The 13,106-nt window shown below is 41.6% G+C and carries 12 protein-coding genes; 5 read left to right on the top strand and 7 right to left on the bottom strand.

Going from position 1 to position 13,106, the window contains the following annotated elements; all coding sequences use genetic code 11:
• Nucleotides 1-124 precede the first annotated feature (124 nt).
• From J2S11_RS12905 to J2S11_RS12915, 3 genes are all read right to left on the bottom strand, one after another.
• Nucleotides 125-1,612: a transposase gene (locus J2S11_RS12905; protein ID WP_307395166.1), complete on the bottom strand. Its 1,488-nt coding sequence runs from the start codon at nt 1,610-1,612 to the stop codon at nt 125-127.
• A gap of 252 nt (nt 1,613-1,864) precedes the next feature.
• Nucleotides 1,865-3,658: a CocE/NonD family hydrolase gene (locus tag J2S11_RS12910; protein ID WP_307395168.1), complete on the bottom strand. Its 1,794-nt coding sequence runs from the start codon at nt 3,656-3,658 to the stop codon at nt 1,865-1,867.
• A gap of 95 nt (nt 3,659-3,753) precedes the next feature.
• The gene (locus J2S11_RS12915) at nt 3,754-4,284 is read right to left on the bottom strand and encodes a gamma carbonic anhydrase family protein (protein ID WP_307395169.1); all 531 of its coding nucleotides are present in this window, start codon (nt 4,282-4,284) and stop codon (nt 3,754-3,756) included.
• A gap of 161 nt (nt 4,285-4,445) precedes the next feature.
• Between J2S11_RS12915 and dapD the strand changes: the two genes are divergently transcribed.
• The 3 genes from dapD to J2S11_RS12930 all read left to right on the top strand — a co-directional run bounded on the left by dapD (nt 4,446) and on the right by J2S11_RS12930 (nt 7,579).
• Nucleotides 4,446-5,165 (top strand): 2,3,4,5-tetrahydropyridine-2,6-dicarboxylate N-acetyltransferase, encoded by a 720-nt coding sequence (gene dapD / locus J2S11_RS12920; protein WP_307395170.1) that lies wholly within the window; start codon nt 4,446-4,448, stop codon nt 5,163-5,165.
• Between the two features lie 108 nt (nt 5,166-5,273).
• A complete protein-coding gene (locus J2S11_RS12925; protein ID WP_307395172.1) occupies nt 5,274-6,401 on the top strand; it encodes an N-acetyldiaminopimelate deacetylase in 1,128 nt (375 codons plus the stop codon).
• 5 nt (nt 6,402-6,406) lie between these two features.
• Nucleotides 6,407-7,579 (top strand): aminotransferase A, encoded by a 1,173-nt coding sequence (locus J2S11_RS12930; RefSeq protein WP_307395174.1) that lies wholly within the window; start codon nt 6,407-6,409, stop codon nt 7,577-7,579.
• Nucleotides 7,580-7,650: 71 nt separating this feature from the next.
• Here the strand turns inward: J2S11_RS12930 and J2S11_RS12935 are convergent, their stop codons facing one another.
• From J2S11_RS12935 to J2S11_RS12945, 3 genes are all read right to left on the bottom strand, one after another.
• Nucleotides 7,651-8,937, bottom strand: coding sequence for a hypothetical protein (locus J2S11_RS12935; RefSeq protein ID WP_307395176.1), 1,287 nt, complete (start codon nt 8,935-8,937; stop codon nt 7,651-7,653).
• Nucleotides 8,921-9,445 carry an RNA polymerase sigma factor gene (locus J2S11_RS12940; protein ID WP_307395178.1) on the bottom strand — a complete coding sequence of 175 codons (525 nt, stop codon included), beginning with the start codon at nt 9,443-9,445 and terminating at the stop codon, nt 8,921-8,923. Before J2S11_RS12940 ends, J2S11_RS12935 begins: the two co-directional genes overlap by 17 nt.
• 318 nt (nt 9,446-9,763) lie before the next feature.
• Entirely contained in the window at nt 9,764-10,558 is a 795-nt protein-coding gene (locus tag J2S11_RS12945) for a GNAT family N-acetyltransferase (protein WP_307395180.1), read from the bottom strand.
• Nucleotides 10,559-10,867: 309 nt separating this feature from the next.
• On the opposite strand from J2S11_RS12945, the gene J2S11_RS12950 reads away from it, so the two are divergent.
• Together J2S11_RS12950 and J2S11_RS12955 are read left to right on the top strand one after the other, a co-directional pair.
• Nucleotides 10,868-11,341 carry a DinB family protein gene (locus J2S11_RS12950; RefSeq protein WP_307395182.1) on the top strand — a complete coding sequence of 158 codons (474 nt, stop codon included), beginning with the start codon at nt 10,868-10,870 and terminating at the stop codon, nt 11,339-11,341.
• A gap of 56 nt (nt 11,342-11,397) precedes the next feature.
• The gene (locus J2S11_RS12955) at nt 11,398-11,982 is read left to right on the top strand and encodes a hypothetical protein (protein WP_307395184.1); all 585 of its coding nucleotides are present in this window, start codon (nt 11,398-11,400) and stop codon (nt 11,980-11,982) included.
• Nucleotides 11,983-12,153: 171 nt separating this feature from the next.
• Here the strand turns inward: J2S11_RS12955 and J2S11_RS12960 are convergent, their stop codons facing one another.
• A complete protein-coding gene (locus J2S11_RS12960; protein ID WP_307395186.1) occupies nt 12,154-12,924 on the bottom strand; it encodes a VOC family protein in 771 nt (256 codons plus the stop codon).
• Between the last annotated feature and the right edge of the window lie 182 nt (nt 12,925-13,106).

A 13,106-nucleotide genomic window follows, 5' to 3' on the forward strand; every position in this document is an offset into this window, starting at 1 on the left:
ATGTGTTTGGCATTGACGACAATGGCAGACAGATAGCTCTTCACGGACAAGGCCCCTTTGCTCCTTGTCCGTGGCTTTCCTAAGCCCGTGTCATTTTTAAGTTCCTGATTCTTCCGCTCGACGATTAGTCGTTGCCGAAAGTCTGCCTTTCCTTCCTCTGTCTCATTGTAGGACCTAGCTTTTCATACAGCACCTGGAAATCACTTCGAAACACACGCCTTGCATCCTTGGACGTGGTGCACGCTTCACGCAGACCGCAGGTCTGACAGTCCCTGTTGGCAAAATAATATTGCCATCCTTCCTTTTGCGAAATGCGTCGTTTTTGTTGACTGATCTGCCCTCCCGGGCAGAGATAGTGATCTTCTTCTGGGTCATATTGAAACTCGGAGGCATCATAGAGTTGAGTGGGATTGTTTGCCGGAGGCACAGGGGCCACGACAGAAATTCCCCCTTGAGCCAATTGAGCACGTTGCTTCCCATGACCATACAGCGCATCCCCCAACACGGCCGTTGGAGTCTGGTACAAGAAACCCTGCACATCACGAATCATCGGAATCATCGCTTCTCGGTCATGCTCGTTGGCAGGGATGACAGCCATATTTAAGATCACACCACTTGCGGTACACAAGTTTTGCACTTTGTAGCCTTTGATGACCGTCGACTTGTTTTTCTTACCGACCCGAGCGTCCGGGTCGATAGTGCTCATCACCCGATCTTTAGGACGCTGGGCACGAGGGATTTTCTCGAATGTCACCTCATCGTCAGTCTCCCTATTCTTGATGTCCGAGGCATGGTCTGAAGGATCATCATCAGGTGGCAGCAGGCGACTGTTTTGCTCTAGGATTTGTAGCAAGGTTTGTTGCAGCTGTTCTGACGTGCGGCGCGTGCCTTCTTTGAGCTCTTGAACAAACAGAGTGTGGGCCTCCTCCAGTTGAAACCACTGGAGCAGGCCGTAGGCCTGGGCAACGAGCTTACTAAACGCCAACATCGCTTCGGCATCCGAAGCATTTCGAGGGAACCGCGTGTACATGGTGTCAGAAACAACGGAGGAACAGGCGAACTGGTAGAACCCGCGGTGACTACGTTTGAGATGCTGGAAAATACTAATCATTGCTTGTTGAATCAAGCGGTAAGCACTGGGTTGAGCCCAAGGCACGTTAGCGGCGAAAGAATCGATGATCCACTGTTCGTTGTGGTCGCCCCACAAACCATGACAACGCATTTGAGCCAGGATGTAAAAGTGGCAGGCTTTGAACATGGTGGCTCCCATGCGTGAGCGATCCAGCCCGATCGTGCTATGATCAAAACCAAAGAAGTCAACTGGCAAACCCAAGAAGCGCTTGATGAACAAGTCACTCATGATCTTCTCCTCAGTTTGCCGGTCAGATAGGTCGCTATAGGTTTGGACCAAATGGACTTTGAGTTTCAGGGAAGGTGCATAGGGTCGTTGACCCTTAGGGCTGTAAAGAACCGAGCACAGTTCATCAGCAAAAGTAAAATCGATCTTCTTCTCCAGAAGGCTCCAAAACGGATGCTCAGGCAATTTGGAATAGACCATCATATCTGCAAACGAAATCTGCTCAAATTCTTTGTATCGGACACGATTCTTCATAGCAAAAACCCCCAGCACTTAGTATACCTCTAGTATACTTGATGCTTAGGGGGCAGTTCGAGACGTTTTGAAATTTTAATTCATACACAGTTAATCGACAGCCTCTTATATGACCGTTACAGATGGGGATTAGTTGGAGACGCAGAGAAAACAGAGAAAGCTGTCCCTAAGCAGAGTATTTTTTCAGCCTATACTTTGCATCAATTTCTTAGATAGACAGCTTCAAATAATAGCTTCAAATAAGAGATTCCTTTACTTTCTTGGAATTATAGGAAGTACAACGGCAGACGTATAAGTAGAATCGTGATAAATCGTCTGTTTAGCTTTAACCATGGTAGATGATTGAGCTAAATCTTCCCCTGTATTAAGGTTGCGATCGTACTTAGGAAAAGCACTTGAGGCAATCTCAATCCTGATTTGATGCCCTTTTTTAAACACATGACACGTATTCCAGCAATCTACTTCATAGGAGTAGATTTTATTTGGTTCAATTAGCTTAGGTTTAGCCATTCCCTCTCTAAATCGGGCACGCACCATGCCGTCCGTTAATCGTTGAACATATCCACTGGGCCAAACATCTAATAGCTTAACCATAAAATCAGTATCTTTAGCTGTAGAAGAAGCGAATAGCTCCATTTTAATCGGACCTGTTACTTCAACATCCTCCTCTAAAACGTCTGTGGTATAGACAAGCACATCATCTCTTCTTTCAATGGCTGAATAATCGTCTGGTCCACCAATTTGAGAGGACACCATATCAGTAATAAAGGGTACTGGATTAGCAGGATCATACGTGTACTGATCAAAGCTTTTCCCCTTATCAGAAGATGGGCTAATATTCGTATCAAAGCTACTTGAAAAATGATTTTTATCCTGTGCCACAGAAGCATCCGTATGGATAACGCTAGGGACAGTTGTAGATAGCTTGCCATCACCAAATCGGCTATTAGCGCTACCTTCACTATGAATATAGTATTTTGTCCACTGTGTTTGAGGGAGAGGCCAATCCTCTTCATCTCTCCATTCATTATCCCCCATGACGAATAATCGTACGGGAGCCTCATCAACGATACCATTATTCTCTTGCTTCAGCCAGTGATTAAACCACCTTAGCTGATACCCTTTTAGGTCAATTAAGGCATCTGGACCAAAATCTAAGTCACCGATTTTTGCTGATGTATTTATTTGGTGAGTCCACGGTCCCATTAATAGCTTTTGATTGTTTCTGGCGTGTTCGCTAGCCCCTTGAGTACGCATCCCATAATAGTTTAATGGGGTTCCAACCTGCTCATCATCATACCAGCCTGAAATGTGCAACGCGGGTAGGTTAATCCTATCAAATTGATTCTGATAGCTTATTTCCTTCCACCACTCATCGAGATACGTATGGGAAAGCTCCTCTCGCCAGTGCTTAAACGATTTCCCTGTTAGCTCATCCATCGTCATGAGCGGGAGGTGGCTATAGATTCTCTCCCAATCTACTACATCTACATTTTGCATCACTCGTCCGCCAACCATATACAGCCAGCATAAATGGTGTGGTGTCGGTACACCAGTTGGCCATTCCACAAAAGGATCGGATGGGGTTACGACAGATATCATTGTCTTAAGATGTGGCGGCTTTTGTAAAGCAGTCAGCCATTGGATACGTCCTAGATAGGAGCCACCTAACGTACCTACTGCTCCTGTACACCAGTCCTGCTCGGCAGCCCATTCGATACAATCATACCCATCCTTTCCTTCACTACGATAAGGGATAAATTCGCCATCTGAATCTCCACGCCCGCGCACATCCTGATAGAGCACGACGTAGCCACGGGCAGCAAAATATGTACCCATTTCATGAATAACCCTACTTGTTTTGCCATATGGAGTACGAACAACAATAGCTGGATATTCTCCGCTTAACTTAGGTCGATACACATCTGTTGATAGAGTCAGCCCATCTCTCATAGGTACTCTAACATCTCTTAGAATCATGACCTCTAGCAAACTATCTGTAGTTTGTTTGGTTAGCTTGTGCTTCTGATCTAAAGTATCACTCATAAAAGACATCTCCTTTTGAATTAATCGTAGACTATGATCAGCTTTGTGTTATCTCATAAATACAAGCACATGTAGAATTATAGACCATAGACTTTTTATTCCGAAGCTTTTTGAGCTGCTTCCTCCGCCCTAAATTTTTTACCATTTTCTACGTAAACCTGTGACGCTTCTTTGATCATGGCTAAATCCTTTTCTGTAACCTCTCTTACTATCTTCCCCGGGCTTCCCATCACAAAGGAGTTTGGCGGAATTTTTTTACCTGGTGGTATTAAGGTATGAGCTGCGATCAAACAATTTTCTCCTATTTCAACATCATCTAAAAGAATAGAGCCCATGCCAATTAAGCAGTTATTCCCGATTCTACAGCCATGAACAATAACATTATGTCCAACCGTTACGTCATTACCAATCATTAAAGGATATCCTGCGTATAAATGACAAGTACTATTATCTTGGATATTTGATCTTTGCCCAATTCGGATGGCCCCTTCATCTCCCCTTAAGACGGCATTAAACCAAATACTAGAATCTGCGGCTATATGCACGTCTCCAATTATTCTAGATCCGGGTGCTAGATATACGCTTGAATGAATGCTAGGATTTTTACCTTGAATAGAGTAAATCATTATGTCACCTTCTCCTTCATAATCTCATTCCTATGTTACTTCTAGGTCGTGTTATTCATTTCCTGTCGGTGTATTGGTTTTATGATTTTGTATTTTCGTGTGCGCCTGTTATAATGAGGCTTAGGATGTTTTAAAACTCGTAGCTCAGGAGGAATTGAATAATGAAAATGATGGATGCAAACGAAATTATTTCTTTTATCCAAAACAGTGTAAAAAAGACACCTGTAAAGGTACATATAAAAGGAAAGCTTGACGGAATTCACTTTGGTGATGAGACAAAAAGCTTTATTACTGGAGATACTGGAGTATTATTCGGTGAGTGGAAGGATATTGAGGCAGCAATCAAAGAAAATCAAGATAAAATTGAGGACTACGTCGTAGAGAACGATCGCCGTAACTCAGCGATTCCTTTGTTAGACATGAAGCATATTCATGCACGTATTGAACCAGGTGCTTTTATTAGGGAGCAGGTCGAAATTGGAAATAACGCTGTTATTATGATGGGTGCAAGCATCAACATTGGAGCGGTCATTGGAGAAGGTACGATGATTGACATGAACGCCGTTGTTGGTGGACGTGGAACGATCGGTAAAAATTGTCACATTGGAGCGGGAGCCGTAATCGCTGGAGTGATTGAGCCGCCATCTGCTACACCTGTTATTGTAGAGGATGACGTTGTGGTTGGAGCTAACGCTGTTATTTTAGAGGGAGTTCGCGTAGGAAAAGGCTCTGTAGTAGCTGCTGGAGCTATTGTTATCGAAGATGTACCTGAAAATGTGGTTGTGGCTGGAACACCAGCTAGAATCATTAAAACAATCGACGAGAAAACAAAATCTAAAACAGAGATTAAGCACGAGCTTCGTCAGCTGAATGCTGAGTAATCGCTTAGTCTGATAGAGTGGGATAAGTCCATTCAACCAGAGTGCGGAAGGTTAGCGTCTGTTGTTGAGTGGGCTTTTATCTATTTAATTTAGAAAGGAGCTTAGCTCATGAATCCATTTGTCCAAATACGTAGGGAGCTTCACCAAATACCTGAGCTTGGCTTTGAAGAACATAAAACACAGGCTTACTTACTTAGCTATATCCAAGGCTTACCACAGGAGAATATTGAAATACAGACATGGAGAACTGGAATATTAGTTAGAGTAAAAGGAAGGAATCCCCAAAAAACAATTGCGTATCGAGCAGATATGGACGGACTTCCTATTGAAGAGGAAACCAGCTACTCGTTTGCTTCTAAGCATCCGGGGATGATGCATGCGTGTGGTCATGATCTACATATGGCGATTGGATTGGGGCTTCTGACACACTTTGCCCACAGTCCAGTGGATGATCATCTGCTTTTCATCTTTCAGCCAGCAGAGGAGGGGCCCGGAGGAGCGCAGCCAATGCTTGAGAGTGAAGAACTATGTGCCTGGAAGCCTGACATGATTCTTGCTTTACACATTGCACCTCAATACCCTGTTGGAACGATAGCCACTAGAGAAGCTGTGTTTTTTGCCAATACTTCTGAGCTTTTTGTAGACTTTAAGGGTAAAGGCGGACATGCTGCTTATCCACACTTAACACATGACATGGTAGTAGCCGCTAGTCATTTTGTGACCCAGCTACAGAGTATTGTAGCACGCAATATTAACCCGCTAGATTCTGCTGTCGTGACCGTTGGAAAAATTGAGAGTGGGACAAAACAGAATATTATAGCTGAGAAAGCTAGGGTTGAAGGGACAATTCGCACACTATCTATGGAGTCAATGGCTGTGGTTAAAGAGCGGATTGAGGCCTTAGTGAAGGGAATAGAGACGGGGTTTCAATGTGAAGCGGAGATTGATTACGGCTGTAACTACTGTCAGGTGTACAATGATGTACCTTTGACACGCGAATTTATGGACTATGTTGAGAAAAACCATGCGAAAATCCAGCTATTAACCTGTCCAGAAACAATGGCCGGGGAGGATTTTGGCTACTTCCTGCGAGATATACCAGGCTTTATGTTCTGGCTAGGAGTGGATACACCGTACGGGCTTCATCATTCGAAGCTAGAGCCCCAAGAAGAAGCGATAGAATCTGCCCTTCAAGTGATGACGAATTACTTGGAGTGGAAAGGGACAAGGGAGTAGATAATATGGAGCACTTGATAAACCCACTTGTTAAAGATATTGAAATCTCGGGGATACGTAAATTTTTTACACTCGTCTCTAACTATCCTGATGCCATTCAACTGACAATTGGTCAACCAGATTTTCCAACACCTGAGCCTATTAAAGAGGCAGGGAAGCTTGCGATTGATCAGAATCGAACAACGTATACACCAAATGCAGGTCTTCCTGAGCTTAGAAGAGCGGCTTCTGATTTTTTACAGCAAAAGTATGGGCTACAATATGATCCAAATACAGAGGTCATTACTACTGTTGGGGCTAGTCAAGCGATTGATATTACACTTCGGACGATCCTTGAACCGGGAGTGGAAGTCATTTTACCGGGTCCTGTCTATCCGGGATATGAACCAATTATTAAGCTTTGTGGAGCGATACCAGTTTATGTTGATACAACAGATACTGATTTCAAGCTTACCCCTGAAAGACTAGCGGCAAAAATTTCGGATAAAACGCGCTGTGTCATTTTACCTTACCCTTCAAATCCTACAGGTTGTGTGTTATCGGCAGATGAGATTAAAGGGCTAGCTGAAGTACTCAGTAAACATGAGATTTTTGTCATTTCAGATGAAATTTATAGTGAACTAGTTTATGGACAACAGCACCATTCTATTGCCTTGCTTCCAAAGCTTAGAGAAAAGGCGATTGTCATAAATGGTCTATCTAAATCACACTCCATGACGGGCTGGCGCTTGGGATTCGCCTTTGCTCCTGCCTATTTAGCTAAGGAAATGCTTAAGGTACATCAATACAACGTTAGCTGTGCCAATTCCATTACTCAATATGCAGCGATAGAAGCGCTGACTAATGGAAAAGATGATGCCCACGAAATGAGAGAGGTTTATGAAGAAAGGCTTGCTTATGTCCACGAGCGCTTAGTGAATATGGGGATTGATGTAGTTAAGCCTCAAGGAGCTTTTTATCTCTTTCCTTCCATCCAGAAATTTGGTTTGTCCTCTAACGAGTTTGCTTTACAGCTTTTAGAGCAGGAAGGACTTGCGGTTGTGCCAGGAGATGCTTTCTCAAGCTATGGTGAGGGATATATTCGCTTGTCCTATGCGTACGGGATGGACGTATTAGAAGATGGTTGTAATCGCTTGGAGCGTTTTGTGAAGAAACTATGTAAAGAAAATAAAGCATAAAAAAAACAAGAAGGGCATTCTGTTCTGAACAATAGAGAACAAAATGCCCTTCAATGTTTAAGGCAAATAGGCTATGGAGAATGCACATCTCTTACTATGGCTACTTGATACAAGAAATCAAGAGCTACATTTGCCTTCTCCATAATCTCAGCTTTGGTACTATCTTCCGAATTATTTGTTATCGATTCTAGATTAAGATTTTCCAACACATTGATTTGAATTGACGACAGGTCACCGTCAAATAGGGTTTCACCATTTAAATGAATGCTCGCCTCTTCAATTTGCTGGTCAAAGAACTGTTGATTTCCCCGCACATTGGCTCCTAAGCCATGAGCAAGTAATAGCTTTAAGCTCTCAGGCTGGATGTTCATATTGGCTTCACTTGTTAAAAGCTCACCACTAAGCTCAATTTCTACTCTATTCCCATGCTGCTCAAATTTTTGCAGGGTAAGCATACTGAAGTCAGCAGCTGAGTTTATTAAATCTTCATGCTTACTTAGAAACAAGTCAAAAACTTCTTCTATTTCCGTATATGATGGATAGAACTGACTGAGAAAGATGCCTTTAGCTGTTCGTACAGGAAAATAGGAAGCTGTTCGATTGACCTCTTTATTATCCCAATTAAAATCTTCACCAAAAGAATAAAAGGGCTCTCCATCTCCATATACGGTATATCGTTCAACACTGTCGTTAAAGTAGCTTGCGTAGGTGGAAATATTGAAAAGTCCCATGGCCACTCCTGTTGAACCGCGAATATTGTTCAGGTCACTTTCAGAAAAATAGAGGTGCAAATGATTATCGACCATTTCAGAGCGTTGTAAGAGATGTCTACCGAGAGTAGGGGATAAATCATATTCTTCATAAAGCTGCTCACGAACTTGTTCATTCATCGAGAAATGAAGCATTTGCCGTGTCTCCTCATCTATATCTCTTATTTGAACAGGAATAAAATAACTGACGCTTCCATCAGTTAAACCGACTGTTCGATAATCTTCGGTTTCTGAATTAAGACCATAGTATTGTACCTCTGGTGCTTCTTCGATCTCAACATCTATTTCGGGCTCTAAGGGTAGCTGAGGAGCCTGTTGATCAACTGGATCTACCGTCCGATTCCCCTCCAAGTTTAATAGGTCTTCATGCATGACAATTCTATAGCCGATAAAAAGTAGTAAAAGAACAGCTACTACACCTGAAGAAGCTTTGGCAAATCTCAACACTTTCATTTTTCGATCTAGTTTGTTCATGTTGGCTATTAATCGATTTCCTGTGCGTTGCTTTTGTTCTTGATTCCAGACAATGTTTTGATCCAGCTCTCTAAATGGAGTGTCTTCCATTAAGGAATCAGACTGTTTTTTCATTGACATAGCCCTCCCTCATAAGCTGTTTTTCTAAAGCAAGAATCGCTCTGGAAAGAGTCATTTTTACTTTGCTTTCAGACCAATGTAAGATTTCGGCTGTTTCTTTAGTAGAAAACCCTTTTATTTTCCGTAGGATAACGACTTCGCGATAGGATTCCTTCAACCTTTTAAGGGCGTCATACAGCTCTCTAGATTCCTCTTTAATTTGGACCACTTCCTCTGGTAATGGATTTGGGTCAATCAATTGAAGAATCGTTTTAATAAATAGGATTGGTTTACGCATGCGAAGTGCGTCAATGGTTACGTTATGGGCAATTTTATATAGCCATGTTTTTGGGCTTGAGTTTCTATTAAAAGAATCATGAAAACGATACGCCTTAATAAAGGTTTCGTGTGTCAAATCCTCAGCCTGTTGATAATCATGAGTCATCATTAAAATGAATTTAAAGATGGCATCGCTATATTCGTTATACCATTCTGTCACTTCTTCTTGTTTTCGTGCTGACAACTGCCCACCTTCCTTTCTGTTAGTGCTTCAATCAATAGACGGAGTGTCACGGCTTAACGTCACAGTTATATGAATGGAGTATTGAAATGTTTTGATTAGTAAATTAAGAATACTGAAGAGGAAGTAAGAAAAGCTTCTATCGAAGCCCCCTCGAAGAAGTCGTCTAGTTCATCATTAGAGGAAGCTTTTACATGCAGCCAGAATTTATAAAACTTGAAGAAATCATTGTATCAAATTTTATAAATTCTTAGACTGTAAAAAAAAAGATAGGCACACGTTATGGCAATTAGAGTCCACAAAAGTGTGCCTATCGTTTTGTTAGGTAGAAGGCTTAATTCTATACCAGTATTGATAGGCTTCTTTGAACCCGAAGCTAGCATATAAGTGTACCGCAGGCTCATTCTCTTTTACCACCTGAAGATAGGCGTGCTTAGCACCATGCTGTTCTCCAGCTTGTAATAGAGCTGAGACCAGCCTTTTGCCAAATCCTTGTTTCCGAAACTTGGATGCAGTTACGATATCAAAAAGCCCTATGTAATCTCCTTCCAATACTCCAAGTCCACATGCAACTGTTTGCTGCTCATGAACCAAAGTAACGTAGAAGGTAGAACTGGAGATTTGCCCAAGCATGCACCTCATGATTTCTTTATTTTTTTCCGAAACAGTATTTAAAGTGCAGTAATCATTTAGCCAGTCCTCTGATATAGTATCAAGAATAATAATGTTATTCTCACCAATAGTTTCCTTTTCGAGTTGCCCTTCAAACCTACTGAAATCCAGAGTCTGAACACTAGTGTGCCCCTCAGCTGTATAACCTCTTACTTCTAGCTCATGATCAAGCTGTTTGGGAAAAGCAGTGGCAGTCATTTTATAGACAACGTCCATTCCTTTCTCCTGATATAGCTCCTCGCAAGCTGCTATTTTTTCTTGAAGCTCTAAGGTAGAAGGGGATAGAGGGTGAATAGAATTAGCTCTTTTCGTATAGCCCTTTGAGAAACGAAGGAACCAGCCATCATAAAGTTTAGTTTGCAGAGAAGGCCATGCTAAATTGGATAGCTCTTCAAGATTCTTTATAAAAGTTTGCTGATCACATTTACTGTTATTTTCTAGCATACAAGGCTCCTTACTTTTTGGCGTTGTTTAAATATCTAGTAGAATTTTTCTTTAGGGAAGGATGGCATAGATATTGTTTGATTTTCATATCCTATACATCCACTAAGCTCAACGAAGTCATTTTTATTCTAGTTTATTTCTGTAGCAATATCCAGTTTATGATTAATAGCTATTGAATAGAGTAAAATTGATAAATATGGACAAAGGAAAGCCATTAATCTGTGTAGAACTTATTATTATTGAGCAATTATATGTTTAACAAGTAGGGTATTATTTTCTTTACGACATACCAAGAAAGGGTGAAGGCTGATGAACTATCAGGATCATGTGATGTGGAATTTAGTAAAAAATATAAGAAACGATACGATAGATATGGTAAGCGACCTTGATGAAAAAATAGTAAATATAATCCCTCAGGGCTATAAAAACTCTATTAAGTGGAACATAGGTCATATCATTTTGGATCAGGAGGTATGGTTTCACTATTTAATTGACGATAAGATGGACGTCCCTGAACATTACAAAACGTTCTTTGGTTTCGGAACTAGTCCTGCGACTTGGGAAGCGGAACCCCCAAGCTGGAACGAGCTGCTGGAAGAACTACGTATTCAACCAGAGCGTCTAGTGAACAAATTTGCTAAGCGTCTAGATCAGCCTCTTCAGCAGGTAACAGAAGCAGAAATGAGTACAATTGGAGAAGTTATTCCCCGTACTCTGTATCATGAAGGCTTACATCAAGGGGCTATAATTGCGTTGTTAAAAAGTATTGAATCTCACATCTGATAGGGCACACGCATAGAATGGGAAGGTACAACATAATGAGAGGGTGCGAAAGAGTTATGAGTTATTCCCATTCTGAGTTTTATCCAGCGGATGATCAGGAGAGAGTGTTTCCTCTTTCTCAGTTCCAGCCAGGAATGCCTACACAGCCACGTCCTCCTTTTCAGCAACCAGGTGGCTCAATTTTTCCAGGCCAGCAGCCGGGTGGTCCATTTTTTCAGCCAGGCCAACCACCAACTATGCCGGGCACTCCTGGGCAGCCTAGCCAGCTTTCACAGGCACAAGTGACTAGTATTCTAAGTCAGCACCAAGGTCCAGCTGGCCAAGCGCCTCAGGAAATGCTGACGCTCTATAGTCAGTTGAAAAGCAATCCAACGATGCTTCAAGCATTTACTCAGCAACGCCCCCAGTCGTTACAGCAGGGCGTTCAATTAGCTCAATTCGGTGTCATAACCCCGAGCATAGGGGGACAGCCAGGTTTACCACGCTTCTGTTATAACAGGTGGACTTTAGTGTTTACGCTAAGAGATGTTTTCCTTATGTTCCCCGTTACGAACTTCTTTGGTTTTGTGATTGGGTATTGCTATCCATTTTTAAGACCATGTGTCATTCCTAATTTTCAAATTTTATTTGCTTTTTGTTAAGGACTTTGATTCAACAAATGAGGTTGAATAGTATTAAAAAAAATGGAGTGGACGAGAGTGGGCTGAGTATCGTCCATTTTTTTTTGCTAGATCAACTTTTATGCTAGGGGCAGGATTAGACGGCTGTGGAGTTATTGGATATATGAAAAGTAAGCAGGAGCATTCACAACTTTAGTTTGTATTCACTTGTTCGTTCACTTCCTCAAGTCGCTCGATAAATTCAGTAAGAGATTCATTTTCAGCTGGCATCAGTTCTACTTCTTTTGCCTCCTGTATAGCTTGTTTAGCTTGATGCTTTTGCCCTAAAGTAACAAAAATATCTGCTTGTAGAACCTTGGCTTTGAATAAAATTGCATTAGAAAAATCTTTATCGAACTTGTGAAAGGCAACTTCCAATGTGTTTCTAGCTGCTAAAAAGTCCTCCTTTGAATAAGCGAAGCGGTACGCTTGTGCGTAGGCTCTCTCAAATCTAGATTCAAGGGCTTTTACCCGTTCCTCTTCTGCTTCCATAAGAGTGGTGGAATCCCCAAACGTTTCTCCAATGATAATCATGTTTTCACTAGGGTCAGTGATATTTACTCTCCAGTCTTCAGCTGTTTGGTTAAGCCTTGAGAATCGAGGTGTGCCCTTTGAGGGGATTTTTCCATAAAAAGCTTTAAGGTTTGCTTTTAATTCTTCAAAAACCTCTCGTATATTCGGTACATAGATGTAACAGCCACCTCTGTTGCCCTTTTCCTTAAAGTTTTTAACACCATGAAATCCGAATTCGCCAATTCCATCTTTATTGACTGAAGCAAAGCGATACGGAGCTTTTTGATAATAGATAATTTCAAAACCTAAAGCTGTATAAAATTCCAAATGGTTATCAAAAGTATTGTAATCGCACTCAAAAAGGGCAACAGTACGGTTCCGATTCTGTTCTTTTAGTTGTTCTTTATTCACTCCTAAAAATCTCCTTTCGATTTTGGATAACGTAATTGCTAGATTCTTGTAGGAATATACTTAATCAACTTGAAGCTTCAACCTACCTTTTAAGTTTATCAAATTAAAGCAAATGATTAGGTTTTATGTCATTTACCCTTAAAAATGAAGAGGAATAGTTAAAGAAGGTGTCATTAGCTTTA

This window comes from Bacillus horti, from assembly GCF_030813115.1.
In the GTDB taxonomy this organism is placed as follows: Bacteria; Bacillota; Bacilli; order Caldalkalibacillales; family JCM-10596; genus Bacillus_CH; species Bacillus_CH horti.